The sequence below is a fragment of the Stenotrophomonas sp. YJH_SMC_131 genome (assembly GCF_059367975.1).
Genome location: NZ_JCAFRJ010000005.1, coordinates 311,608 through 337,285, shown reverse-complemented (window position 1 = coordinate 337,285; position 25,678 = coordinate 311,608). Strand labels below are relative to the sequence as shown.

General features: G+C 66.6%; 18 protein-coding genes. 8 read left to right on the top strand and 10 right to left on the bottom strand.

What is annotated here, in order from left to right; all coding sequences use genetic code 11:
- Nucleotides 1–51: 51 nt before the first annotated feature.
- Nucleotides 52–1,293 (top strand): phosphoglycerate dehydrogenase, encoded by a 1,242-nt coding sequence (serA, locus tag AC5P56_RS13105; RefSeq protein WP_005416356.1) that lies wholly within the window; start codon nucleotides 52–54, stop codon nucleotides 1,291–1,293.
- Nucleotides 1,294–1,369: 76 nt separating this feature from the next.
- Here serA and AC5P56_RS13100 read toward each other — a convergent pair whose 3' ends face one another.
- Nucleotides 1,370–1,762, bottom strand: a complete 393-nt coding sequence (locus AC5P56_RS13100; protein WP_053495366.1) for a hypothetical protein — start codon at nucleotides 1,760–1,762, stop codon at nucleotides 1,370–1,372.
- Complete coding sequence (locus AC5P56_RS13095; protein ID WP_288496772.1) at nucleotides 1,762–2,376, bottom strand: NUDIX hydrolase; 615 nt, start codon at nucleotides 2,374–2,376, stop codon at nucleotides 1,762–1,764. The genes AC5P56_RS13100 and AC5P56_RS13095 overlap by 1 nt, the downstream gene beginning before the upstream one ends.
- A gap of 132 nt (nucleotides 2,377–2,508) precedes the next feature.
- On the opposite strand from AC5P56_RS13095, the gene AC5P56_RS13090 reads away from it, so the two are divergent.
- From AC5P56_RS13090 to mtnC, 5 genes are all read left to right on the top strand, one after another.
- Nucleotides 2,509–3,984: an amino acid permease gene (locus AC5P56_RS13090; RefSeq protein WP_014646972.1), complete on the top strand. Its 1,476-nt coding sequence runs from the start codon at nucleotides 2,509–2,511 to the stop codon at nucleotides 3,982–3,984.
- Between the two features lie 81 nt (nucleotides 3,985–4,065).
- Nucleotides 4,066–5,493 carry an amino acid permease gene (locus AC5P56_RS13085; RefSeq protein WP_134808819.1) on the top strand — a complete coding sequence of 476 codons (1,428 nt, stop codon included), beginning with the start codon at nucleotides 4,066–4,068 and terminating at the stop codon, nucleotides 5,491–5,493.
- Between the two features lie 555 nt (nucleotides 5,494–6,048).
- Complete coding sequence (locus AC5P56_RS13080) at nucleotides 6,049–6,690, top strand: methylthioribulose 1-phosphate dehydratase (RefSeq protein WP_041863375.1); 642 nt, start codon at nucleotides 6,049–6,051, stop codon at nucleotides 6,688–6,690.
- 92 nt (nucleotides 6,691–6,782) lie between these two features.
- On the top strand, nucleotides 6,783–7,340 hold the full coding sequence (locus tag AC5P56_RS13075; protein WP_005409451.1) for a 1,2-dihydroxy-3-keto-5-methylthiopentene dioxygenase: 558 nt from the start codon (nucleotides 6,783–6,785) through the stop codon (nucleotides 7,338–7,340).
- A gap of 3 nt (nucleotides 7,341–7,343) precedes the next feature.
- On the top strand, nucleotides 7,344–8,039 hold the full coding sequence (gene mtnC / locus AC5P56_RS13070) for an acireductone synthase (RefSeq protein WP_014646969.1): 696 nt from the start codon (nucleotides 7,344–7,346) through the stop codon (nucleotides 8,037–8,039).
- 86 nt (nucleotides 8,040–8,125) lie between these two features.
- On the opposite strand, the gene AC5P56_RS13065 is transcribed toward mtnC, so the two are convergent.
- The 6 genes from AC5P56_RS13065 to AC5P56_RS13040 form a co-directional block, all read right to left on the bottom strand.
- Nucleotides 8,126–10,744, bottom strand: a complete 2,619-nt coding sequence (locus tag AC5P56_RS13065; protein WP_495231718.1) for a beta-mannosidase — start codon at nucleotides 10,742–10,744, stop codon at nucleotides 8,126–8,128.
- A gap of 77 nt (nucleotides 10,745–10,821) precedes the next feature.
- Nucleotides 10,822–12,048: an AGE family epimerase/isomerase gene (locus tag AC5P56_RS13060; protein WP_014646967.1), complete on the bottom strand. Its 1,227-nt coding sequence runs from the start codon at nucleotides 12,046–12,048 to the stop codon at nucleotides 10,822–10,824.
- Nucleotides 12,045–13,040, bottom strand: a complete 996-nt coding sequence (locus AC5P56_RS13055) for a carbohydrate kinase family protein (RefSeq protein WP_046430385.1) — start codon at nucleotides 13,038–13,040, stop codon at nucleotides 12,045–12,047. The genes AC5P56_RS13060 and AC5P56_RS13055 overlap by 4 nt, the downstream gene beginning before the upstream one ends.
- Nucleotides 13,041–13,047: 7 nt before the next feature.
- Complete coding sequence (gene fucP, locus AC5P56_RS13050; RefSeq protein ID WP_032957977.1) at nucleotides 13,048–14,361, bottom strand: L-fucose:H+ symporter permease; 1,314 nt, start codon at nucleotides 14,359–14,361, stop codon at nucleotides 13,048–13,050.
- 60 nt (nucleotides 14,362–14,421) lie between these two features.
- Nucleotides 14,422–15,471, bottom strand: a complete 1,050-nt coding sequence (locus tag AC5P56_RS13045; protein ID WP_014646964.1) for a LacI family DNA-binding transcriptional regulator — start codon at nucleotides 15,469–15,471, stop codon at nucleotides 14,422–14,424.
- Nucleotides 15,472–15,567: 96 nt separating this feature from the next.
- Nucleotides 15,568–18,033: a GH92 family glycosyl hydrolase gene (locus AC5P56_RS13040; protein ID WP_075077211.1), complete on the bottom strand. Its 2,466-nt coding sequence runs from the start codon at nucleotides 18,031–18,033 to the stop codon at nucleotides 15,568–15,570.
- Nucleotides 18,034–19,106: 1,073 nt separating this feature from the next.
- Between AC5P56_RS13040 and AC5P56_RS13035 the strand changes: the two genes are divergently transcribed.
- Entirely contained in the window at nucleotides 19,107–22,181 is a 3,075-nt protein-coding gene (locus AC5P56_RS13035; RefSeq protein ID WP_142234656.1) for a TonB-dependent receptor, read from the top strand.
- A 203-nt stretch (nucleotides 22,182–22,384) separates the two neighbouring features.
- Nucleotides 22,385–22,579, top strand: coding sequence for a heavy-metal-associated domain-containing protein (locus AC5P56_RS13030; RefSeq protein ID WP_008267227.1), 195 nt, complete (start codon nucleotides 22,385–22,387; stop codon nucleotides 22,577–22,579).
- Nucleotides 22,580–22,657: 78 nt separating this feature from the next.
- Here the strand turns inward: AC5P56_RS13030 and cueR are convergent, their stop codons facing one another.
- Nucleotides 22,658–23,113, bottom strand: coding sequence for a Cu(I)-responsive transcriptional regulator (gene cueR / locus AC5P56_RS13025; protein WP_049440847.1), 456 nt, complete (start codon nucleotides 23,111–23,113; stop codon nucleotides 22,658–22,660).
- Between the two features lie 11 nt (nucleotides 23,114–23,124).
- Nucleotides 23,125–25,626, bottom strand: coding sequence for a heavy metal translocating P-type ATPase (locus AC5P56_RS13020; protein ID WP_241886765.1), 2,502 nt, complete (start codon nucleotides 25,624–25,626; stop codon nucleotides 23,125–23,127).
- Nucleotides 25,627–25,678: the final 52 nt, after the last annotated feature.

Genomic DNA, 25,678 nt, shown 5'->3' with positions numbered 1-25,678 from the left:
GCTTCGATCTGGCATAGTGGTCAGCCCCTGTCCCACTGGCCGTGTTGCCCCATGTCGCCGAAGAAGACCTCGTTCCCGAAGCAGGATATCCGCGTACTGTTGCTGGAGGGGGTCAGCCAGACCGCCGTGGAGGTGTTCAGCGCCGCCGGCTACAGCCAGATCGAGGCGCACACCAAGGCACTGCCCGAGGACGAACTGAAGGCGCGCATCGCCGAGGCGCACATCGTCGGCATCCGTTCGCGCACCCAGCTCAGCGCCGAGGTGCTGGCCGAGGCCAAGCGCCTGATCGCGGTGGGCTGCTTCTGCATCGGCACCAACCAGGTCGACCTGGACGCGGCCGAGCTGGCCGGCATCCCGGTGTTCAATGCGCCCTACTCCAACACCCGCAGCGTGGCCGAGCTGGTGATCGCCGAGGCGATCATGCTGACCCGTGGCATTCCGCAGAAGAACGCCGAGTGCCATCGCGGCGGCTGGTCGAAGTCGGCCAGCGGCAGCCATGAAGTACGCGGCAAGACGCTGGGCATCATCGGTTACGGCCACATCGGCACCCAGGTCGGCGTGCTGGCCGAATCGCTGGGCATGCAGGTGATCTTCCACGACGTGGAAACCAAGCTGGCGCTGGGCAATGCCCGTGCCGCGGCGAGCCTGGACGATCTGCTGGCCCGCGCCGACATCGTCACCCTGCACGTGCCGGAGACCCCGGCCACGCAGTGGATGATCGGCAGCACCGAGCTGGCGAAGATGCGCAAGGGCGCGCACCTGATCAACGCCGCGCGCGGCACCGTGGTCGACATCGACGCGCTGGACGCAGCGCTAGCCAGCGGCCACGTCGGCGGTGCCGCGCTGGACGTGTTCCCGGTCGAACCGAAGGGCAACGGCGATATCTTCGAGTCGCCGCTGACCCGCCACGACAACGTGATCCTGACCCCGCACGTGGGCGGCAGCACGCTGGAAGCGCAGGACAACATCGGCGTGGAAGTGGCGGCCAAGCTGGTGCGCTACAGCGACAACGGCAGCACGCTGTCGGCGGTCAACTTCCCGGAAGTGACCCTGCCCGAACACGAGGACAGCCTGCGCCTGCTGCATATCCACCAGAACGTGCCGGGCGTGCTGTCCAGGGTCAACGAGATCTTCTCGCGCCACAACGTCAACATCGACGGCCAGTTCCTGCGCACCGACCCGAAGGTGGGCTACGTGGTGATCGACATCACCGCCAGCGAGGCGCAGGCCGCCGCCGTCCGCGACGAGCTGGCCGCGATTCCGGGCACGCTGCGGACGCGCATCTTGTATTGAGCAAGGCGTCGCCGGGCATGCCCCGGCGGATTGCTTCCGGCGTCGCACCATCCACGCATGGCGTGGATGGAACACCTCAGAACCTTACGGCGTGGAGGTTCTTGTAAAAGTCCCAATGGATCAGAACCCTGTCTTCCATCGACAGGAACAGCGTATCGACGAAATCCAGCTCCTCGGCATGAACCAGCCAGTCCTGCAGGCGGCTGCCCAGCGAAGGTACCGCCCCATCCACCTGGACAACCGTCAACGCAGCCTCGCTTGGCAAGCCAACAGCATCTGCAATGGCGCTCAACTCCTGCGCCAGCCGCTCCCGCCCCACCCCGGGGACCTCCAGGCGCGATGGCACGCGCTCCCAGTCGATGGATGTGATGACTGGCAATGCAGCCTTGATCATCGCAAGGGCAGCATCGTGCTTCGCCTCGCCACAGGCATGAGCCGCAACAAACGCGGCACAGCCGTCCGAGAGCATCAACGTGCCAGCCAGCGGCGCGCCATGCGCTGCATGGATTCATCCGACGCCGGGTCGGCCGCGACCTCGGTTACCGGCCGCCAGGCCAGGTCCAGCGATTCCTCGCTGAGCACGAATGCCTCGCCACCGAGCGCCCGGATCACGAAACGCACGTCGTAGTGCCAGTGTCCCGGCACGTCCTTGCGCTCGGGAATCCAGTGCTTGTCCAGATCGAAGATGGCCGGGTCTTCCAGCACCAGGCCGCTCAGGCCCGACTCCTCCTCGGCTTCCTTCAGCGCCACCCGGGCCAGGTCACGGTCGCCGTCGGCGTGGCCGCCCAGCTGCAGCCAGCGCTGCAGCTTGCGGTGGTGGGTGAGCAGCAGGCGCTGGCCATCGGCGCTGACCAGCCAGCAACTGGCGGTGAAGTGGCCGGCCAGTCGCTCGCGGCGGAACGGATCTTCCGGATCATCCAGCAATGTGCCGAATTCGGCAGCCAGGGCGTCGTGGGCGGGTTCGCGGCGCGCGTAGTCCCGGAGCAGGCCGCGCAGGCGATCGTCAAGCGCGGCAAGGGTTTCGGCGGTCTGGCTCATGAATGGGGACGGTTCGGAAAAATACTGCTCATTATCGCCGTTCATTGTTGCGATTGCGCTTGTGCGTTGGCTTCAGCTTTGGCTAAGGTACAGCGGGCCGTTCGCACGGCCTTCACCATTCAAGGCAGCCGGCAACGTATCGGCCGCCCACCCCATCCGATCACTAGGAAGTACTGCATGCTGAAAGCTCTGTTGAGGGTCAAGCCGGTCGAGCCGGCCGGGCACGTCGATGCCGGCGAACCCATCGAAGGCAGCCTGGACGGCGAAGCCACGTTGAAACGGACCCTCACGGCTAAACACCTCATCCTGCTGGGCGTGGGTGCGGTGATCGGCGCAGGCATCTTCGTGCTGACCGGCCAGGCCGCAGCCAACCACGCGGGCCCGGCGGTGATGCTGTCGTTCGTGCTGGCCGGTTTCGCCTGTGCGCTGGCAGGCCTGTGCTATGCCGAGTTCGCGGCGATGATGCCGGTCTCCGGCAGTGCCTACTCCTATTCCTACGCCACCCTCGGCGAAGGCATGGCCTGGTTCATCGGCTGGTGCCTGGTGCTGGAGTACCTGTTCGCCTCGGCCTCGGTCGCGGTGGGCTGGTCGGCCTACCTGATCAGCTTCATCACCACCACGCTGCACATGCCCTTCCCGGACATGCTCAGCGCCGCGCCCATCGCCTGGACCGGCAGCGAGTTCGTCTCCTCCGGCAAGCTGTTCAACCTGCCGGCGGTGCTGATCGTGGCGGCGGTATCCGGCCTGCTGTACGTGGGCGTGACCCAGTCGGCGTTCGTCAACGCGATCATCGTGGCGATCAAGGTCACCGTCATCTGCCTGTTCATCGGCATCGGCGCGGCCCACATCGACCCGGCCAACTGGCACCCGTTCATTCCGGAAAACACCGGCGTGCCGGGTGAGTTCGGCTGGAGCGGTATCTTCCGCGCCGCCACCATCGTGTTCTTCGCGTACATCGGCTTCGATGCGGTCTCCACCGCTGCCGGTGAGACCAAGGACCCGCAACGCAACATGCCGATCGGCCTGCTCGGCTCGCTGGCCGTGTGCACGATCGTCTACATCATCGTCTGTGCGGTGCTGACCGGCATGATGCCGTACCACCTGCTGGGCACCGACAAGCCGGTGGCGACCGCGCTGGAGCCCTACCCGACCCTGTCCTGGCTGAAGACGTTCGTGGAAGTCGGCGCCATCGCCGGCCTGTCCTCGGTGGTGCTGGTGATGATGATGGGCCAGACCCGCATCGCCTATACCATCTCCCGCGACGGCCTGCTGCCGAAGTTCTTCGGCAAGGTCCATGCCCGTTTCCGCACCCCGTACGTCGCCACCATCGTGGTCGGCGTGATCGCCGCCGCGCTGGCCGGCCTGGTGCCGCTGAACGTGCTGGGCGAGCTGGTCTCGATGGGCACCCTGCTGGCCTTCGCCACGGTCTGCATCGGCGTGCTGGTGCTGCGCTATTCCAAGCCGGACCTGCACCGCCCGTTCCGCGTGCCGATGGTCTGGATCATCTGCCCGCTCGGCGCGGCCACCTGCCTGTTCCTGTTCTGGCAGGCGTTCGTGGTGCATTGGCACCTGTTCGTTGGCTGGACGCTGCTCGGCCTGCTGATTTACCTGGGCTACGGCATCCGCAACAGCAAGCTCGCCAAGTCGCCCTGATCCGCCTTCGGGCCGGCCTCGCGCCGGCCCCTCCGTTTTCCCGCGCGCCGCCCATGGCGCGCTTCGACAAGACCACCACACATGTTCAAGCAACTGTGGGCCACCAAGCATCCGCATGCCGCCCATGAAGACGCCAACGGCCTGAGCCTGCGTCGCCACCTTGGCCCCTGGGGGCTGACCGCCCTGGGCATCGGCGCGGTGATCGGCGGCGGCATCTTCGTCATCACCGGCCAGGCCGCCGCCAACCACGCCGGCCCAGCGATCATGCTGTCCTTCGTGCTGGCCGCCATCTGCTGCGCCTTCTGCGCGCTGGCCTATGCCGAATTCGCCTCGATGGTGCCGGTCTCCGGCAGCGCCTACACCTACACCTACGCCACCTTCGGCGAGCTCTCGGCCTGGTTCATCGGCTGGATGCTGGTGCTCGAGTACGGCGTCTCCGCCTCGGCGGTGGCGGTCAGCTGGACCGGTTATTTCCTCAGCCTGCTCAGCCAGTTCGACATCCATCTACCGGCGGCACTGGTCAGCGCGCCACTGGACGCGGAGCTGCGCCCCACCGGCGCGATCGCCAACCTGCCCGCCGCCGCACTGGTGCTGCTGCTGACCTGGCTGTGCTACGTCGGCATCAGCAAGTCCTCGGCGATGAACATGGCGATGGTCGTGCTCAAGACCGGCCTGATCGTGCTGGTCATCGTGGTCGGCTGGAAATACGTGGACACCAGCAACTGGACCCCGTTCATTCCGGCCAATGAAGGCCCGGGCAAGTACGGCATGGAAGGCGTGCTGCGTGGCGCGGCGATGGTGTTCTTCGCCTACATCGGTTTCGAGGCGGTATCGGTGGCGGCGCAGGAATCGAAGAACCCGCAGCGTGACATGCCGATCGGCATGATGCTGTCGCTGGTGATCTGCACCGTGTTGTATATCGCAATGGCCGCAGTGATGACTGGCCTGGTGCCGTTCCAGCTGCTGGGCACCGACGAGCCGGTGGTGACTGCCGTGGCCGCGCACCCACAGCTGGGCTGGCTGCGCTGGGTGGTCGAGGTCGGTGCGCTGGTCGGCCTGTCTTCGGTGGTGCTGGTGATGATCATCGGCCAGCCGCGCATCTTCATGATCATGGGCCGCGACGGCCTGCTGCCACCGGTGTTCACCAGGATCCACCCGAAGTACCGCACCCCGCACATCAACACCGTGATCACCGGCATCGGCATCGCGCTGCTGGCGGCGCTGTTCCCGCTGGACATCCTCGGCGAGCTGACCTCGATGGGCACGCTGATCGCGTTCGCCGCAGTCTGTGCCGGCGTGCTGATCCTGCGCCGCACCCAGCCGGACCTGCCGCGCCCGTTCCGCATGCCGATGGCGTGGCTGATCTGCGGCCTGGGCGTGCTGAGCTGCCTGGCGCTGCTGTCGGCGATGACGATGCACAACTGGATGCTGATGGGGGTGTGGACGGTCGTCGGTTTCGTGATCTATTTCTGCTACGGGTTCCGGCACAGCCGCCTGCGGGGCCAGTAAGGGGTTTTTGTATTGCAGGGCCTGCGGCCCTGCACCCGCCTTTGAAGCCGGAGCGACGGCAAGAGCTGGGCTGAGGGTTTGGCGGGAAGGGGGGAGATTGCGGGGGACGCTGCAAGTACATCCCTGTAAGCTCGGTCGCCGCATCCATGCGGCTCACGCCCCCGCAACCTCCCCCCTCCCCGCCTCCGACAGTCTCCTGGCACGTCCGGTAGATCCACGCCATGCGTGGATGAATTGCGTCTGAGAGATGAATTCTCTCCGGTCGATGAATCCCCTGTAGAGCCGAGCCATGCTCGGCTCCGAGCAAGCCCAGCGCCGCGACCCGCTTTTCGCTTTTCCTTCTTCACTCCGTGGCTGGCCGCACGCCGGAACCTGTCCGAGGCGGGTGGGTGGGCCGTGCAGGGGCGTTGGCGCCATGTATGGCGCCATCGAGCTTACAGGGACGTACTTGCAGCGTCCCCTGCACGGCCCACCCGCCCCGCCCGCCCATGAACCGCTCTACACGACCCGCCACGAGGGGCTCAGCCGTTGGCCGAATCCAGTAAAATCGCCGGCATGAACGCCCCCACCTTCCCGTACGACACCGCGCGCCTGAGCGAACTGGCCCAGCTGCTGATCGACAACGTCCGCGAACTGGCGCACGCCGGCTGGACCCCGGCCACCAGCAGCAATTTCTCCCACCGCCTGGATGACCGCCACGCCGCGATCACCGTGTCCGGCAAGGACAAGGGCCGGCTGATCGAGGACGACATCATGGTGGTGGACTTCGACGGCCTGGCCGTCGGTCGCCCGCTGCGCCCGTCCGCCGAGACCCTGCTGCACACCCAGCTGTACCGCCGCTTCCCGGAAATCGGCTGTGTGCTGCATACGCATTCGCCGGTGCAGACCATCGCTTCGCGCCTGTACGCGCCGCAGGGTCATATCCGCCTGGAAGGCTACGAGCTGCTGAAGGCCTTCGCCGGCAACAGCACCCATGAAATGGCCATCGACGTACCGGTGTTCGCCAACACCCAGGACATGAACGTGCTCTCGGCGCAGGTCGACGACCTGCTCGACCGGCAGAACCTGTGGGGTTACCTGATCGACGGCCACGGCCTGTATGCCTGGGGCCGTGACATGGCCGAGGCGCGCCGGCACCTGGAAGCCTTCGAATTCCTGTTCCACTGCGAGCTCGAGCTGCGCAAGCTGCGCGGCTGAGCCCGCGCGCAGGTGCAGATGCCGATCCGGAATCTGCGCCTCGCCCCCACCCTGCTACCCTGTCTTCCCCCCGAGACGTTCAAGCTGCCGCCATGAGCCGACTGCGCATCTACGACGACACCCGCCCCGAATCGCCGCTGCTGGACACCCAGGACGGCGCGGTCATCGCTGCCGAGCTGCAGAAGATAGGCGTCACCTTCGAGCGCTGGCAGGCCACCGCGCCAGTCGCGCCGGGCGCCAGCCAGGAGGAAGTGTTCGCCGCCTACCGTGCGGACATCGACCGCCTGGTCGCCGAGCGCGGCTTCAAGAGCGTGGACGTGGCCTCGATCGCCCCGGACAACCCGAACCGCGCCGAGCTGCGCAAGAAGTTCCTCGACGAGCACTTCCACAAGGAAGACGAGGTGCGCTTCTTCGTCGCAGGCTCGGGCCTGTTCACCCTGCACGTGGGTGACAAGGTCTATGAGATCGAGTGCGTGAAGGACGACCTGATCGCCGTGCCCGATGGCACCACCCACTGGTTCGACATGGGCGATGAACCGAGCTTCGTGGCGATCCGCTTCTTCACCGAACCGGACGGCTGGGTGGGTCATTTCACCGGCACCGACATCGCGCAGAAGTTCCCCCGTTACGTACCTACCCAGGCGTCCTGATCCATGCAGCCCCGCGTCATCCTGACCGACATCGAAGGCACCACCAGCAGCATCTCGTTCGTCAAGAACGTGCTGTTCCCCTATGCCCGCAAGGCCTTGCCCGCGTTCGTCGCCGAACATGGCCAGCAGCCGGAGGTCCGCCGCTGGCTGGACGCGGTGGCTACCGAGATCGGCGGCGCCTGCCAGGACAGCCTGGTGGCCGAGACGCTGCAGGGCTGGATTGACCAGGACCGCAAGCACACCGCACTGAAGGCGCTGCAGGGCCTGATCTGGGATGAGGGCTACCGTCGCGGCGACTACACCGCGCACTTCTACCCGGAAGTGGCACCGGTGCTGAAGGGCTGGCATGCCTCCGGCCTGCCGCTGTACGTGTACTCCTCCGGCTCGGTGCCGGCACAGAAGCTGTTCTTCGGCTTCAGCGATGCCGGTGACCTCAGCCCGCTGGTGTCGGGCTGGTTCGATACCGAGATGGGTGGCAAGCGTGAGGCCGACAGCTACCGCCGCATCGTGCAGGCCATTGGCGTGCCGGCCGGCGAGATCCTGTTCCTGTCCGATGTGGTCGAAGAACTGGATGCTGCCCGCGAAGCCGGCCTGCAGACCCGGCTGATCGACCGCCTGGATGACTACCCGATGCCGCGTACCGGCCAGTCCGCCAACGGCCACGAGCGGGTCGAGAACTTCCAGCAGATCCAGCTGTAAGCAGGAAAAAGGGGACGGAGGGGATTAAGTCGTTTGTGGCCCATGTGTGCCACAAACGACTTAATCCCCTCCGTCCCCTTTTTTGCTCAACGGTCGTTGAGGGTCTTCACCCTCAGCGCCTCGCGCAGGGTAACCAGATCCGCCGGGCCGCGCACCGCGATATCGCGGGTTTCGCCCGGCAGCAGATCCAGCAGGTTTTCTTCGACCTGCACGTCCAGCGCGCCGAAGTCGATCCACGCCGCGCGCACGTACGCCGCGCTTTCCAGCCGCAGTCGATAGTGGTCGCCTTCGATGGACAAGGTGGCCTTGAGCTTCTGCCGCGGCAATACCTGGTCCTTGGCTTCGACGAATCCGACCACCTGCCGTGCGCTCACCGCCCCGTTCTGCAGCAGCTCAAACACCGCCACCGTGCGCTTCGGATCGGCACCGGCCAGCAACTCGGCATCGCGAAAATCACCGATCGAGGTGACGCCCGACGCCGCCAGCGTCACCGCATCCTCGCGACGGCGCAGCACCTTCCCTTCCACGTCCATCACCCGCAGCCGCCAACGTGCATCCAGCGCCACACCGTCATTGATCAGGCGTACCCGCGTGCTGCCCTCATCGCGCAGCGCGGCTACCGTGACCGGCGCGAAGAAGCGCCGCGCGGCGAAGTGCAGCGCCTTCCAGCGGCCGAAATAATCCACGCTGGACCACGAGGCGCCCGGCCAGACATCGTTGAGCTGCCAGTACAGCGAACCCATCGTGTATGGCCGGGAGGCGCGATGATGCAGCGCCGCCAGTGCGATGCCATCGGCCTGCATGACCTGGCTGAGGTAGACGAAGTCCTCGAAGTCCTTCGGCGTGCCATAGCCCTGTTCGATGTAGTGCAACAGGCGGCTGTTGCCCTCGCCGGCCATGAACTTCTGGTGTGCACGGATCACCGGGCTGTCGATGCGCTGCTCGGCGCGGGTGGCGATCTGGTCCACCGTCGCCACCGACGGCCACGCCTGCAGCCCGTACTCGGACATGAAGCGCGGCGTCTCACGCAGGTAGGCCTGCACCGGCAGCGCCGGATTGCCCCAGACCTGCCAGTAGTGCTTGTCGCCGCGGGTGGAATCGTTGGCCTTCTCGTCCAGATCGTTGCTGGGCGAACTGGACCAGTACGGTACGCCCAGTCCTTCCTCGCCCACCACCTGGCGCAGGTCGTTGCCAAACAGGTCGACATAGCCCTGCCAGACCTTCGCCGCAAATGCCGGGTCGGCCGCCTTCAGGTCGCGGCCGTGACCCCAGTCCTTCCAGGCGGTTTCTTCCTCGTTGTTGCCACACCACAGCACGATGCTGGGGTGATGGCGCAGCCGGCGCACGTTGTCGCGCGCCTCGGCCACCACGCTGGCACGGAAGGCCGGATCGTAGCCCGGCTGCATGCCGCCGCCGAACATGAAGTCCTGCCAGACCAGCAGGCCCAGCTCATCGGCGATGTCGAAGAACGCGTCGTCCTCGTAGTAGCCACCGCCCCAGTTGCGCAGCATGTTCATGTTGGCGTCGCGCGCGGCGGTCAGCACCTGGCGCAGGCGTGCTGCGTCGACGCGGGCAGGGAAGGCATCGAACGGAATGACGTTGGCGCCCTTGGCGAAGATCGGCACGCCGTTGATGACGAAGGCGAAGCCCTGCCCGCCCTTGCCGTCCTCTTCGCGGCGCAGTTCGACCGTGCGCAGGCCGATGCGCTGCTCGCGCACCAGCGTTGCGTCGGCACCGCCATCCAGGCGCGCCTGCACGGTATAGCGATCCTGCGCACCATGGCCGACCGGCCACCACCGCTTCGGTTCCGCCAGTTCAATCGGTAGTTCAACACTGTTCTGCCCGGGCTTCAGCAGTACGGTGCGCTGCTGCTGGGCCACGCTGCGACCCTGCGGATCGAGGACTTCCACATTGACGACCGCAGAACCGGTGGCGCTGCCCTGCTCCACCTGCAGCAGCACCGCCAGCTTCGCCTGCTCCGCGCTCAATGCATCGGTGCGCACGGCAATACTGGTCAGGCGGTGCGTATCCCAGGCCTGCAGGTCGACCCCGCGCCAGACCCCGGCGGTGACATAACGCGGGCCCCAGTCCCAACCGAAGTGGTAGGCCGGCTTGCGCGCGAAGTTGCCGACCATCGCGTCCTTCGGCTCATCGCCATACGGCGACGGGTAGTTGCCAGCGATCCTGTGTGGCATCGCCTGTACGCCCGGAAGCAGCGTGCGGATCGGTGAGCGGAACACGATCTGCAGTTCATTGCCCCTGGCGCGCAGATGCCCTTCCACGCGCGCGCGCCAGGTCCGGTGCGCGTTGTCCGCGCGCAGCAGCGGCTTGCCGTTGAGGCTTACTTCGGCATAAGTGTCCAGCCCGTCGAAGCGCAGTTCGGCATGGGGCTTGGCCAGCATCGCCGCGTCCACGTCGAAGCGCGCGCGGTACTCCCAGGCCGCCAGGCCGATCCATTGCAGCTCCGCTTCGGGCGCACCCACGTACGGGTCGCGGATCAGCGCATGCGCCAGCAGGTCGGTGTGCACGCTGCCCGGCACCGTTGCCGCACGCCATTGCTGCAGGCCTGGGTGGGCGGCGCCCTGCGCGTCGCCGGTCAGCATGCGGAACTCCCACTGTGCCTGCAGAGGCGCTGCAATTGCCGGGAAGGCCGACGTTGCGACCAGCAGCAGGAGCAGACGGACAACGAGGGAAAGACGATGCACGCGGAGCTCCTGTTTTTCCGCCGGGCGTGGCCCGGCGCTACTGATTCCGATTCATCATGCGTATGGCGACACGCGCCTCAACGCACCACGTTCAACACTTCGTAGCACGCGCCCATGGTGTGGTAATCCACCTTGCCGGCCGGGCTCTTCTCGTCGCTGTACTTGCGGTTGTCGGCATCGAGGATGCGGAACCAGGCGCCGAACTGATGGTCGACGAAGTGTTCCCACGAATACGCCCAGATGCGTTCGTACCACTGCCAGTAGCGGTCATCGCCGGTGCGCTTGGCCATCAGTGCGGCGGTCGCCAGCGTTTCGGCCTGCACCCAGAAGTACTTGTCGTCGTCGCAGACGAAGCTGTCGCCACCGATCGGCGCGCCATCCATGCCCGGCTGCCGGCGCGATTCCGGTGCGAAGCCGTAGTACAGGCCACCTCGCGCTTCGTCCCAGCTGCGCGCCACGGCCACGTCGAACAGGTGCTGCGCGGTCGGCACCAGCCAGTCGGCCTGCACGTGGCGATCGAGGATCAGCAGCAGCTTGGCCCACTCGGTCTGGTGCCCCGGTTGGAAGCCCCACGGGCGGAACAGGTGCTTGGGGTCGTCCAGGTTGTAGTCCCAGTCGATCTCCCAGTTCTCATCGTAGTGTTCCCAGACCAGCCCGCCGGCCTTGGCCGCCTGGCGGCGGGTCATGTTGTCGGCCAGCTGCAGCGCGCGCTCCACATAGCGCTGCTCGCCACTGGCCTCGAACGCGGCCAGCATCGCCTCGCACATGTGCATGTTGGCGTTCTGTCCACGGTAGCCGGTGAAGTTCCACTGGCCGTCCGCTTCATCCTTGTAGAGCCCGTGCTGCGGCTCCCAGAAGCGCGCTTCCAGCAGCTGCCAGGTCTCGTCCATCCACGCGCGCGCCTGCTCGATACCTGCCTTCAGCGCGCAGCTGTAGGCCAGCAGCACGAAGGCCACGCCGTAGCAGTGGTTCATGTCGTCCTCGACCTTGCCATCACGCAGGGTCCAGGCGTAGCCGCCGGTGGCGGGGTTGCGGTGCACCTCGCGCAGGTAGCGCACGCCGTGCTCGACCGCGTCGCGGTACTCGGCATTGCCGAACTCGCGGTAGGCCATCGCGTAGTTGAAGACGAAACGGGTGCTGCTCACCAGGTGGCGATGGCTGGCATCGTAGATGCTGCCGTCATCACGGAAGTAGTGGAAAAAGCCACCATTGGGATCGATGCAGCGCGGGTGGTAGAACGCCATGGTGTCGGCGATGTGCGCGCGCAGGAACGCGGGCGAACGGAAATCGGGCGAGGTGCTCATGCGGTAATGTCCTGTGCCTGCAGCAGCTGCTGCACTTCATCGAGCGAGGGCATCGCGGCGAACGCGCCCTTGCGGGTAACAGCCAGCGCGCCGACCGCAGCGCCGAAGCGCAGCGTGGCGGTGATCGCCTCGGGGTCCTGGCAGAAGGCGGTAAAACCGGCACCGGCCCCGCCGCGCTCCAGCAGGCCGACCAGCACGCCGCCGACGAAGGCATCACCGGCCGCCGTGGTGTCGACCGTGGCCACGCGGAAGCTGGTGACCGTGCCGTGGTTGTCGCGGGTGTACCAGTGCAGCGTGGCTGCACCATCGGTGACGATCACCCAGCGCGCCCGCGCGGCCAGCAGGCGCCGCAGCACCGCCGCCTCGCCATCGGCGCCCAGCGGCGCGGCCAGGTAGTCCAGCTCCTCGCGCGACAGCTTGACCAGGTCGGCGCGTTCCAGCGCCTGCCACAGGCGCGGCGCCGGGTCCTCGTTCGCCGGCCACAGGGCAGGACGCAGGTTGAGGTCCAGGCTGACCACCGCACCAGCAGCGCGGGCACGGTCCATGCCGGCGAAGGTCGCCTCGGCGATGGCCGGCTCGGTCAGGCTGTTGGAACAGACGTGGAAGCATTGCGCGCTGTCGAGGCACGCCGCCTGGAAGTCGCTGTCACGGAACAGCAGGTCAGCCGCCGGCGGGCGGTAGAAACTGAAACTGCGCTCGCCATTGGCATCCAGGGCCACGAAGGCCAGTGCCGTCTTGGCCGCGTCGGTACGCACGATGTAGTCGGTACCCACGCCATGCTCGACCAGGCTGTCGGCCAGGAAGTCACCGAACATGTCGCGGCCGAGCATGCCGACGAACTGGGTCTTCGCACCCAGCCGCGCAGCCGCCACCGCGACGTTGGCCGGCGCCCCACCCGCGTACTGCAGGAACGCACGCGGGGTATCGGCCGAGGCCGGCGGCTGTGCTAGTAGATCGATCAAAATTTCGCCGAAGCAAACGATGGCACCCATTCCGGACTCAGCCTCCCTGCGTTGCGGAGGCCGGCGTACGCGCGCCGACCAGTCCGTAGAAAATGATGTAGCCGTAGCACAGCAGCGGCAGGATGAAGCTGGCCTGCACACCGATGTGGTCGGCCAGCACGCCCTGCAGGTACGGCACCACGGCACCGCCGACGATGGCCATGATCAGCAGGCTGGACCCCTTGTTGGTCAGCGGGCCGAGGCGCTCGATGCTCAGCGCGAAGATGGTCGGGAACATGATCGAGTTGAACAGGCCGATGGCCACCACCGAGTACAGCGCGACGTTGCCGGAGCTCAGCATGGTGGTGACCAGCAGCGCCACGTTGACCAGCGCGAAGATCGCCAGCAGACGGCTGGGCGAGAAGCGCGCCAGCAGCGCCGAACCGGCGAAGCGGCCGATCATCGCCATCGTCCAGTAGGCAGACACGTAATGCGTGGCCTGCTGCTCGCTGAAGCCACCGATGTTCGGCATCGACAGGTAGTTGACCAGGAAGCTGCCAATCGACACTTCGGCGCCGACGTAGAAGAAGATGCCCAGCACGCCCAGCAGCAGGTGGCGCTTGCGCAGCGCATCCAGGTAGCTGTGGTGGTGGCCCTGGTCGGCCTGCTCGGTGGCGTCGCTCAGCGCCGGAAGGCGGAACAGGAATACGAACAGCGCCAGCAGCACCAGCGCCACCGCCAGGCCCACGTACGGACCCTGCACAGCCTGCGCCTCGGCGGCACGGTAGGCCAGCTGCTCGGCGGCCGGCAGCGCCGCGATGTCGTCAGCGCTCTTGACCGTGTTGGACAGGATCAGCATGCCGCCGAAGATCGGGGCGATGGCCGTGCCCAGCGAGTTCAGCGCCTGCGCCAGGGTCAGGCGGCTGGAGCTGGTCTGCTCCGGGCCCAGCAGCGCGACATAGGGGTTGGCGGCCACCTGCAGCACGGTAATGCCGGTGGCCAGCACGAACAGTGCGCCGAGGAAGGCGCCATAGACGCGCAGTTCGGCCGCCGGCCAGAAGCCCAGCGCGCCGATGCCGGCGATCACCAGGCCGGCGACGATGCCTTTCTTGTAGCCCAGCGCCGCCACCAACCGCCCCGCCGGCAGCGACATCAGGAAATAGGTGCCGAAGAAGGTGAACTGCACCAGCATCGCCTTGGCGTAGTTCAGTTCGAACACCGCCTTCAGGTGCGGGATCAGGATGTCATTGAGGCAGGTCAGGAAGCCCCACATGAAGAAGATCGTGGTGACGACAGCCAACGCCTTGCCGTTGGTGACGGCGGGTGCGTTGCCCGAGGAACCCGATGGACGGGGCGTTGCGGAAATCGGCATGCGGTACGCGCCTCGATGCGCGGAAGGTCGTTGTTGCGTGGAAGGGGTGTATGAAAGGAATCAGTTCGGTCGCGCAGCACTGCTTTCGCGGATGCGCAGCTGCACCGGCGCGACCGTGCGCCGTGGCGGCGCATCCGGTTCGTCCAGCCGTTGCAGCAGCAGCGCGGCCGCTTGCCGGCCACGCTCGCGCGGGTCGGCAGTGAGCGTGGTCAACGGTGGCACCGCCACCGCAGCCTCGGAAATGTCATCGAAACCAGTAACGGCAAAGTCGCCACCGGGACGGATGCCACGCGAGTTCAAGCCCAGCATCAGGCCCAGCGCGACGGTGTCGTTGTAGCAGACCGCCGCACTCGGACGATGGCCATCGGCAAACAGTTCATCGGTGCGCGCTGCTGCTTCCAGGCGGTTCGGCGCCGACTCGATCATCCAACCCGGCGGCAGCGACAGCCCGGCCTCGGCCAGCGCCTGCTGGAAACCGGCGCGGCGCTGGTGGCAGGAACTGGATGCGGCGTGGCCGCCGAAGAAGGCGATCTGGCGATGGCCGCGCTCGATCAGGTGGCGCGTGGCCAGATAGGCGCCGTGCTGGTTGTCCAGGGTCAGGAAGTCCCAGTCAGCCCCGGCCAGTTCGCGGTTGAACAGCAGCACGTTGGCATTGGCGCCCAGCGCCTGCCGCAACTGCGCGGTGTCGCTGCCCTCGGCAGGCGACAGGATCAGGCCGGCCGGGGTGTGCTCCATCAGCGTGGACAGCACGGCCTGCTGGCGCTCTGGCGATTCCCCGGTGCTGCCCAGCAACGTCACGTAACCGCGCCCGCCCAGCGCCTCGTCCACGCCTGACGCGAATTCGGCGAAGAACGGGTTGGACAGGTCGTTGATCACCAGCGCGATGCTCGACGAGGTGCGCCGGCGCAGGTTGGCCGCCGCGCGGTTGTAGACATAGCGCTGGCGGCGCAGCTCGGCCTCGACCTTGGCGCGGGTATCGACATTGACCAGCGGGCTGCCGCGCAGCACCAGCGACACGGTTGCCCGTGACACGCCGATCGCACGCGCGATGTCGGTCACCGTCACCGCCTTGCCGGCGCGCTTGCTGGGACTGCTGCCGTTGTCGTTCATCGTCTTCCCGGACTCCGCTGGAAGCTCAAGCCTAATGGATCAGGGCCGTGTCGTGCCGTGCCGTTCGCTGGGTCACCGCGAACGGCACAGTCCGGCTCAGCGCAGCTGGCTGCCCGGTGCCGCGCACCAGGATACCGGCAGATCCTTCACCGCCGTGCCCCAGCCCTGCTCCGGCACCTTCGCATCCAGCGCAAAGCGCACGCGCGGGCCCTGCTGCAGGCGGTTCCAGTCCAGCCACACCGGTGCATGCGCCTGGCCATCGACCTGCACGCCCTGCACATACTGCAGGCGGCGGCCATCGGCGCCCGGCGCGTCGATGCGCAGGGTGCGGCCATTGCCCATGTCCACTTCCACCTTGCTGAAGCGCGGGGTGTGCAGCAGGAACTGGCCGCTGCCCGGCACCGCCGGGTACACGCCGATGGCACTGAACAGGTACCAGGCCGACATCGTGCCGAGGTCATCGTTGCCGGTCACACCGTTGGGGGCATTGGTGAACAGCTGCTGCGCCGCACGCACCACGGCCGCGGTCTTCCACGGCTGGCCGATCAGCGTGTACAGCCACGGCGAGTGCAGGTCCGGCTCGTTGTTCGGGTTGTAGCGGAACTGGTTGTAGTAGCTGTACGGCCCGACCACCCACGCCTTGCGGGCGGCATTGAGCGGGTCGGCCTGCAGCGCGTCCATCGCGAAGAACGCATCGAGGCGGCGGCCCGCCTGCTCGCGGCCGTCCATCGCTTCGACCAGGCCCGGCACGTCCTGCTGCGCCAGCCACTGGTACTGCCACGCCGTGCCCTCGTGGAAACCGTGGTGCGAACGCGGGCTGTAATGGCCGTCGGACGGGGTGTACCACTGGCCGTCCTCGGTACGCGGGCGCGGGAACCCGGTGAAGCCGGTCTCGGCGTCGCGCACCTGCGGGTCCCACACCTTGCGCCAGTTGCGGCCGCGCTCGCGCAGCGTCGCCGCATCCTGGGCATGGCCCAGGCCGTCGGCCATCTGCGAGAGCGCGCAGTCGGCCAGCGCGTACTCCAGCGTGGCCGAACCACCGTGGTGCGGATCGACGTCCATGCCCTTGGACGGGAACGCGCGGTCATAGGCCACGTAGCCCTTGTCCAGGTAGGTCGGGTTGCCGGAGCGGCCGGCCATGCGCGAGTTCAGCGGCGGCGTGCCGAAGGCATTGCGGCGCAGCGCATCCCACGCCTGCGATTCACGGCCCTTGAGTGCACCGAACCGCCACAGGTCGACCATGAACGGGGTGACCGGATCGCCGGTCATGATGTTGGTTTCGAAGTTGGCATAGCCCCAGCGCGGCAGCCAACCGCCCTGCTCATCGATCGCCAGCAGGGTGCGGCCGATGTCGCGCGCCACGTCCGGGCGGGTCAGTGCCAGCCACTGGTTCTGCGCGCGGTAGGTATCCCACAGCGAGAAGTACTCGTAATAGGTCCAGCCTTCGGCACGGTGGATGCCATCGTCATAGCCGCGGTAGCGGCCATCGGCATCGTTGCCGGTCATCGGCTGCAGCAGCGCGTGGTAGACCGCGCTGTAGAACACGGTGCGGTCATCGGCGGTGCCGCCCTGCACGCGTACACGGCCAAGCTGCTCACGCCAGGCCTGCTGCGACAGCGCGCGCATGCGGTCGAAACCGAGCAGCGACCCACCCTGCATGCCCTCGGCACGCAGGTTGGTGCGCGCGCCTTCGGCATCCACGTGCGAGATCGCGCTGACCGCCGTCACCGACTGGCCCTTGGCCAGGTCGAAGCTGAGCCAGGCACCGTTCGGCTTCTGCTCGCCTTCCATGCTGTGGCGCGCGCCCGGCAGGCCGCCGCCCTCACCCCAGGTGCCATGCGCCTTGAACGGACGGTCGAACTCGATGCGGAACCAGGTGGTGTACTGATGGCCGCCGCAGAAACTCTTGGTGACCAGCTTGCCCTCGACCACGCGGTCGCCGACCACATCGACCACGCTGCCGATCACCGAATGGCGCTCGTTGGCCTGGCCGACATTGACCAGCACGTGGCCATCGCCACTGCGCTGGCTGAAGGTGTAGCGCTCGGCCGCAGCACGGGTACGCGCGGTCGCCTCGGCATCGATGCCGCCGTAGCTGGTCAGCCGCACCTTGTAGTAGCCGGCCTGGCCGACCTCGCCATCGTGGGTGTAGGACGCGGCGTAGGCCTTGTGGTCGAACTGCCTGGCGTTGCCGGTATCGAAATCGCCGCCCGGACCGATCGAGCCCGTGACCGGCAGCACCGACACCTGGCCGCCCTGTTCCCAGCAGCCGGCACCGGAGATGAAGGAGTGGCCGAAGCCACGGATCTTCTCGTCGTCATAGCGCCAACCCGAATAGTGGCTGCCGATCGGGCTGACCTGGATCAGGCCGAACGGTGCCGACGCACCCGGGAACGTGTTGCCGTCGTCCTTGCTGCCGATGAAGGTGTTGACCTCGCGCTCCAGCGCTGCCGGCGCGGCCTGCAGCAGCATCGGCGCCGCCGACAGCGCAAGCAGGCAGGCCAGGCGCGCCAGCGGGCGCGAGGATGATGGGACGGCGGGAGCGGACGGCACTGGACGCATGTCGGGTTCCTGTAGTCGATGACGCAGAGACAGACGGCCCGGGCCTTCCGGCACCGTTCCGCTGAGCTCTGCCTGGACCGGCAGAAGGCTCCCCCTGGAATGACGCCCGACCCACGTGACCGTGGATTTAGATCGATTCAAGTAGAGCATGCAGGTTCAGCCGAATGCATTCTGCGGCGCAGCATGAGGGGGTATTCGGCAGGGCTGCGCCCTGCACCCGCGGTAGTGCCGGCCGCTGGCCGGCAACCTCAGAAGCAACAGCCGAAGCAACAGCAAAAGCCGGCGATCCGTGGAATGGCGGGGTGGGTCCGGTTGCGAGGGACGCCGTAAACCCATCCCTGGGGGCTTGGCCGCGGCATCCATGCCGCGGACACCCCCGCAACCGGACCCACCCCGCCTTCGACAGATTTCCGCGAACTGTGGATGGATCCACGCCATGCGTGGATGAATCTCTGTCAGATATCGAAATCAATCCGGGGTCAGATCCGTTTTCCAACGGGAAACGGATCTGACCCCATGACCCCATGTCGCTCCAGGATCAATCCAACCGTCACCGGGAAACTGTCAAAGGTGGGGCGGTGTGGGCTGGCAGGACCGTTGGCGCCATGGATGGCGCCATCGAGCCCCCATGGAAGGGTTTACGGCGTGTCCTGCCAGTCCACACCGCACCGCCAAACCCAGACAACCCAGAGCCGCTTTGGCTTTGGCTCTTGCCGGCCAGCGGCCGGCACTACCCGCAGGTGCAGGGCGCAGCCCTGCCGCCCCCTTCCCTGCGCACGAAAACGATTTCACTGATTTCAGCAAACCGTCATCCCTACGCCACGCCAGTACCATATTGCGGAGCAGCATGCGCCCAAGGGCGACCCATGCTAAAAATCGCCCGCCCATCGCTTAGATCGATCCAAGACGACGCTGCGATGGCCGGGAGTTGGGGGAGCAGCAACAGGACGTACACCAGGCCACGCGTGCGGTGCTACTGCCACTGCATGGCGACAGCGACAAATTCACTTCAAATTAGATCGATTCAAGTTGTCCGTGCCACGTCACCGGATCAATCCAGGAGAGAGGGAGAGATGGGAATGAAGCATTCAACACGTACGCACGGCCAGGACGCATTGTCGCTGGCCATCGCGCTGGCCCTGGCTGCCGCCGTCATTCCGGCAGGCGCCGCCGCGCAGCAGGCCACGACCACCGGCTCGCAGGACGCCACGACTCTGGACAGCGTCCAGGTCACCGGCTACCGCTATGCCATTGAAAAGAGCCTTGAGCAGAAGCGCGATGCCAACGCCGTGGTCGAAGTGATCACCGCCGAAGACGTCGGCAAGTTCCCCGACAAGAACGTGGCCGACGCACTGCAGCGCGTGCCCGGCGTGGTCATCACCCGCAGCGGTGGCGAAGGCAAGAGCGTCAGCGTGCGCGGCCTTGCACCGGACCTGACCCTGACCCAGTTGAACGGCAACTTCGTCGCCTCCTCGGAAACCAACAACGAAGCCACCCGTTCCTTCAACTACACCCTGCTGCCGTCGAACATGCTGTCCAGCGCCGAGCTGTTCAAGTCGCCGGAAGCACGCATCGACGAAGGCGGCATCGGCGGCACGGTCATCCTGCATACCCGCCGTCCGCTCGACATGGAATCCAACTCCGGCTACGTGAACCTGGAGGGCACCACCTCCGACACCAGCCACGACGTCGACCCGCAGGTGTCGGCGCTGTATTCCTGGCACAGCAAGGACGACCGCTTCGGCGTGCTGGTCGGCGTGACCCAGCAGAAACGCACTACCCGCACCATGGAGGCCAGCACCGAGGACTACCAGTGGTACGGCAACGGCACCACCGCCCGCGATGCCAACGGCAACCTGCTGGAGCAGGATGGCATCCACTACTGGTGGGGCGAGTCCGGTTTCAACAACCAGACCGGCAAGAACTACAGTGAGTTCTTCATGCCGACCTCGGTGAACTTCGCGGTGAAGGAAGAGAAGCGCGAACGCAAGGGCGGGCAGCTGACCTTCCAGTTCAAGCCGGTCGACAACGTCACGATGACGGCCAACTACTTCCGCTTCGAGCTGCAGGGTGACTACACCCAGAACATGCTGAAGGTGCCGGAGTGGAACCTGGCCCGCTACAACCAGGACGGCAACTGGGCCGGCGGCCGCCTGCTCAATGGCCTGGACTTCGATCCGAGCGGCAGCATCGTCACCGGCGCGCAGTACCAGAAGCTGGCCGGTAAGACCTACTACTGCAGCGAGGATGAAGCGGCTGCCGCCGGCCTCAAGCCCGGTGGCTGGGGCCCGGACGACTGCACCATCCCCACCCCGCAGCTCACCGGCGGCTACAGCAAGGAAAAGGCACTGTCGCAGACCGCGGACCTGACCATTGACTGGGACATCAGCCCCCTCTGGAAAGCCTCGTTCACCGGCGGCCGCACCTGGTCCGAAGGTGGTCCGTCGATGAACTTCCGCATGTCGGCCAAGCCGCGCCGCAAGGTGGGCAACCAGTGGCAGTCCGGCAACCAGTACACCGCGTGGGACCTCACCGGCACGCCGTCGGTGCAGTTCTCTCCCGACCTGCAGCAGCAGCTGATGGCCGGCGTCGCCGAAGTCGATACCGGTTCCACCGACTCGTCGTGGATGCAGACCGAAGTCAAGCAGAACTACTTCCAGGCAGACGTCACCAAGCTGTTCGAGGCCGGCTGGCTGGACTCGATCCAGTTCGGTGCCAAGTACCGCGACGGCAAGGTCCACCGCAACACCGGCAACACCTACTGGGTGTGCCCGGGCCTGGACCCGTCCGACTATGACAACAACCGTTACCAGGCCGGTTGCGATCCGACCGCTGGCAACGCGCAGCCGGGCTTCTTCCTGTCCAACCCGATCAGCAACATCACCGGCGCCTTCAACGCCAATGTGTTCCCGGGCATCAACTACCCGGCCTACATCGATTACCTGAACAAGACCTACGGCGGCTCGCACAACCGCACCGAAGAAGACTTCGTCTACGACGTCAACGAGAAGATCTACTCCGGCTACTTCCAGGCCAACTTCCGCACCGAGCGCGTGCGCGGCAACGTCGGCGTGCGCGTGGTGCGCACCAAGCAGTTCGCCCAGTCCAGCGACTCGGTCGAGCGCTTCAACGACTACTTCGTCGACAACGCCAGCGGCGCGCCGATGAGCTGCGATGATCCGGCCGCCGATCCGAACCTGCGCTGCCAGGGTGGCTTCGTCCGCCTGCCCGACGCCCAGGTGCGCGACAAGGTGTACGCCCTGTCGTCGCTGGAGAAGACCTATACCGACGTGCTGCCGAGCTTCAACATTGCCTGGGACATCACCGACAACCTGGTGCTGCGCGGTGCGGCGTCGAAGGTGGTCGCGCGCCCGAGCTACACCAGCATCGCCTATCCCGGTGGCCTGCGTTACATCAGCGAGGAGTACGCCAACGATCGCCGTGTCACCGGCGGCACCGACACGCCCGGCTGGTACGGCTCGGGCAGCAACAAGGCGCTGGAGCCGTTCAAGGCGGTCCAGTTCGACCTGGGCCTGGAGTGGTACTTCCAGCCGGGCGCGGTCGCAGGTGTTTCGCTGTTCCGCAAGAACGTGGACAACTTCACCGTGCCGGTGGTGCGCGACCAGCAGATGAACGTCGGCGGGCAGTCGGTCACCGTGCAGAAGTACGAGACCCAGGCCAACGGCCGCGATGGCGTTTCGCAGGGCGTGGAGCTGTATGGCCAGTACACCTTCGACTTCGGTCTGGGCGTGCAGGCCAACTACACCTACAACGACACCAACCTGGCCTCGATCGTGCTGGACGGCGAGGAAATCGGCTCATCGCCGCTGGTCGGCAGCGCCAAGAACCAGGCCAACGTCACCGTGTTCTACGAGAACGACAAGTTCCTGGCGCGTGCCTCGTACAACCGTCGCGGTGAAGTGGTCGGCGGGCTGAACAATGGCATGACCACCTACACCAAGCCGTACAGCCAGCTTGACCTGAACGTGGCCTACAACCTGACCCCGGACTGGACGGTGACGGCTGCCGTGCTGAACGCCACCAAGTCCGAGCTGCGCAGCTACATCGGCAACGACAGCCAGGCCCGCCTGCTGTCCAACCTGTACGCCGGTCGCCAGTTGTACTTCGGCGTGAACTGGAAGTTCTAAGCCCGCACCGGGTTGGCCGGGCACGTCCCGGCGCAACCCATGCCCTGCCCTGGCGGGGACGTTCCTCCACGGCAGCCGCGCTGGTACAGGTGGCTGCCGTTTTTTTTGTCCGCGCCTTGTTCGTCGTTCAGCCCGACGCTTGACCCTGCCATCGTTGGAAGGTGCACACTGGTCCCATCCCAAGAGCAGCGAAGGAGCTACAGATGGAATTCCATGTCGACGGCATGACCTGCGGCGGCTGCGCGCGCAGCGTGACCCGTGCGATCCAGCAGATCGACCCCAACGCCAGCGTGGTGGCCGATCCGCCGACCGGGCTGGTCAAGGTGCAGACCACCGCGTCGCAGGAACAGGTGTTCGCCGCGGTGAACGATGCCGGCTTCCCGCCTCGCACTGCCTGATTCCCTGAACTGCATCCAGAACCAAGCCCGCCCCGTGCACTGTCACAGGGCGGGCTTTTCAGTGCACGCGATATCGATTCAATGCTTCTGTGCGCGTCGCCGCACCGCGCCGGTCTTGGCGGCGACAACCGGCACCGGGGCATCATGGTCTTCGCCCAACCGCTCCAGGATCGGGCATTCCGGGCGCTCGTCACCCGCGCAGCAGCTGATCAGCGACTTCAACGTGTCGGCCATCTGCCGCATGTGCTCGATGCGTTGCTCCAGGTCGGCAATGTGCTGTTCGGCCAGGTGCTTGACGTCGGCGCTGTGCCGCGAGGTGTCGTTCCACAGGCCCAGCAGATCGGTGATCTCGGCAACCTGGAAGCCGAGATCGCGCGCGCGGCGGATGAAGCGCAGGCGGTGGATGTCCGCCTGCGAGTACGCCCGGTAGCCCGACTCGGTGCGATCAGCCGCAGGAATGAGGCCGATCTGTTCGTAGTAGCGGATCATTTTCGCCGACACGCTGGAGGCCTTGGCGGCTTCACCGATATTCATGCGGTTCTCCCTCAATGGATCGCGGCGGGGGCGTCCGCCATCGGCGGCTGGAAGCGGCGCAGGCGCAGCGCGTTGCCCAGCACGAACACGCTGGACAGTGCCATCGCACCGGCCGCGAACACCGGCGAGAGCAGCACGCCCCAGGTCGGATACAGCACGCCGGCCGCCACCGGAATCAATGCGGTGTTGTAAGCGAAGGCCCAGAACAGGTTCTGGCGGATGTTGCCCAGCGTCGCCTTCGATAGTGCAATGGCATTCGGCACGCCCTGCAGGTTGCCCGACATCAGCACGACATCGGCCGACTCGACCGCGATATCGGTGCCGGTGCCGATGGCCAGGCCGACATCGGCCTCGGCCAGCGCCGGCGCATCGTTGATGCCGTCGCCGACGAAGGCGACATGGCCATGTGTGGCCTTCAAGCGGCGCACCGCCTCGACCTTGCCTTCCGGCAGCACCTCGGCCACCACGTCGTCGATGCCGAGCTGGCGCGCGATCGCCTGCGCGGTACCAGCGTTGTCACCGGTGATCATCGCCACCTTAAGGCCGAGCTGATGCAGTGCCGCGATTGCGGCCGGCGTGCTCGGCTTGATCGGATCGGATACCGCGATGATTGCGGCCAGGCGGCCGTCGATGGCGGCATACAGCGGCGACTTGCCCTGGGTGCCCAGCTCTGCCGCCAGCGTCGCAAACAAAGTGATGTCCACGCCCAGGTCGCGCATGAAGCGATCGGCACCGACCTCCACGCGTGCACCCTCGACACTGGCCCGCACGCCCATGCCGGTGACCGATTCGAAGTCGACCATGCCCGGCAACGCGATGCCCTGGCCGGTCGCGGCATCAACAATCGCGCGGGCGATGGGATGCTCCGAGCGCCACTCCGTTGCGGCAACTGCCGCCAGCACCGTGTTGTGATCGAAGCCGGCAGCAATCTCCAGATCGGTCAGGCGCGGGCGCCCTTCGGTCAGCGTGCCGGTCTTGTCCACCGCCACCACCTGTGCATCCTTCAACAACTGGAGCGCTTCACCCTTGCGGAACAGCACACCCATCTCGGCGCCACGGCCGGTCCCGACCATGATCGAGGTCGGCGTCGCCAACCCCATCGCGCACGGGCAGGCAATGATCAGCACCGCCACCGCATTGACCAGCGCGAAGCTCAGCGCTGGCGAGGGCCCGAAGATCAGCCAGACTGCGAAGGTCGCCAGCGCGGCCAGCATCACCGCCGGCACGAACCACAGGGTGACCTTGTCGACCACCGCCTGGATCGGCAGCTTCGAGCCCTGCGCCTGTTCGACCATGCGGATGATCTGCGCCAGCATGGTCTGCGCGCCCACCGCCGTGGCACGTACCGTCAGTGCGCCCTTCTGGTTGACCGTACCGCCCACCACGCTGCTGCCCGGCTGCTTCTCGACCGGGATCGGCTCGCCGCTGATCATCGACTCGTCGATGTAGCTGCGGCCCTCGACCACCTCGCCGTCGACCGGCACGCGCTCGCCCGGGCGCACTTCCACCACGTCGCCGCTCAGCACTTCATTGACCGGGACATCCACCGTCCGGCCGTCACGGACCACGTGGGCAACCTTCGCCTGCAGATTGACCAGTCGCTTGATCGCCTCGGAGGTGCGGCCCTTGGCCCGGGCCTCAAGGAAGCGGCCGAGCAGGATCAGCGCAACGATCACCGCCGCTGCTTCGTAGTAGACGTTCACCGTGCCCGCCGGCAACAGCGTCGGCAGGAACGTGGCCACCACCGAGTAGCCAAACGCTGCGGCAGTGCCCACCGCCACCAGCGAATTCATGTCCGGCGCCAGCCGCAGCAGCGCGGGGATGCCCTTCTGGTAGAAGCGGCGGCCCGGGATGGCGAGCACCAGCGCGGTCAGCACGAACTGCAGGTACCAGCTGGCCTGCATGCCGATGGTGGACATCACCCATTCGTGCATGCCGGGGATCAGGTGCGACCCCATCTCCAGCACGAACACCGGCAGCGCCAGCGCGGACGCCACGATCAGGTCGCGCTTCAGTTCGGCGCGCTCGGCATCCTTCTTTTCCGCGGCCTCGTCATCGGACTGCACGCCGGCTTCAATCACGCGTGCGTCATAGCCGGCCTTGTCGATCGCGGCGACCAGCGCTGCAACTTCCGCCACGCCACGCACCGTGGCGCGCTCCGTGGCCAGGTTCACGCTGGCCTGGCTGACGCCGGGCACGGCCAACAGCGCACGTTCGACTCGGCCCACGCAGGACGCACAGGTCATGCCCTCGACCGACAGCTCGGTGGTGGCAGCGGGCACGTCGTAGCCCACCCGCTCCACCGCCTGGATCAACGCGGCCCGATCGACCGGACCGGACGGGCGGATATCCGCGCGCTCGGTGGCCAGATTGACCGAAACACTGCCCACGCCTTCGACCCTGGACAGCGCCGCCTCGACCCGGCCGACACAGCTGGCACAGGTCATGCCCTCGATGGGCAGGCTGATGGTGGCAGGGCTTGCGGGGGCTGCAGTGGCGCGGGGCGTGCTCATGATCGGATTCCCGGGGCTCCTTCTGGATGCGGACAGGCTAAACCTTGCCATC

Bases quoted from the DNA above. Each gene is read 5' to 3' on its own strand.
- AC5P56_RS13055 (WP_046430385.1), bottom strand. From the start codon at position 13,040: ATGGGTGCCATCGTTTGCTTCGGCGAAATTTTGATCGATCTACTAGCA.
- serA (WP_005416356.1), top strand. From the start codon at position 52: ATGTCGCCGAAGAAGACCTCGTTCCCGAAGCAGGATATCCGCGTACTG.
- AC5P56_RS13090 (WP_014646972.1), top strand. From the start codon at position 2,509: ATGCTGAAAGCTCTGTTGAGGGTCAAGCCGGTCGAGCCGGCCGGGCAC.
- AC5P56_RS13035 (WP_142234656.1), top strand. From the start codon at position 19,107: ATGGGAATGAAGCATTCAACACGTACGCACGGCCAGGACGCATTGTCG.
- AC5P56_RS13030 (WP_008267227.1), top strand. From the start codon at position 22,385: ATGGAATTCCATGTCGACGGCATGACCTGCGGCGGCTGCGCGCGCAGC.
- AC5P56_RS13045 (WP_014646964.1), bottom strand. From the start codon at position 15,471: ATGAACGACAACGGCAGCAGTCCCAGCAAGCGCGCCGGCAAGGCGGTG.
- AC5P56_RS13085 (WP_134808819.1), top strand. From the start codon at position 4,066: ATGTTCAAGCAACTGTGGGCCACCAAGCATCCGCATGCCGCCCATGAA.
- cueR (WP_049440847.1), bottom strand. From the start codon at position 23,113: ATGAATATCGGTGAAGCCGCCAAGGCCTCCAGCGTGTCGGCGAAAATG.
- AC5P56_RS13020 (WP_241886765.1), bottom strand. From the start codon at position 25,626: ATGAGCACGCCCCGCGCCACTGCAGCCCCCGCAAGCCCTGCCACCATC.
- AC5P56_RS13100 (WP_053495366.1), bottom strand. From the start codon at position 1,762: ATGCTCTCGGACGGCTGTGCCGCGTTTGTTGCGGCTCATGCCTGTGGC.
- AC5P56_RS13080 (WP_041863375.1), top strand. From the start codon at position 6,049: ATGAACGCCCCCACCTTCCCGTACGACACCGCGCGCCTGAGCGAACTG.
- AC5P56_RS13040 (WP_075077211.1), bottom strand. From the start codon at position 18,033: ATGCGTCCAGTGCCGTCCGCTCCCGCCGTCCCATCATCCTCGCGCCCG.
- AC5P56_RS13095 (WP_288496772.1), bottom strand. From the start codon at position 2,376: ATGAACGGCGATAATGAGCAGTATTTTTCCGAACCGTCCCCATTCATG.
- fucP (WP_032957977.1), bottom strand. From the start codon at position 14,361: ATGCCGATTTCCGCAACGCCCCGTCCATCGGGTTCCTCGGGCAACGCA.
- mtnC (WP_014646969.1), top strand. From the start codon at position 7,344: ATGCAGCCCCGCGTCATCCTGACCGACATCGAAGGCACCACCAGCAGC.
- AC5P56_RS13060 (WP_014646967.1), bottom strand. From the start codon at position 12,048: ATGAGCACCTCGCCCGATTTCCGTTCGCCCGCGTTCCTGCGCGCGCAC.
- AC5P56_RS13075 (WP_005409451.1), top strand. From the start codon at position 6,783: ATGAGCCGACTGCGCATCTACGACGACACCCGCCCCGAATCGCCGCTG.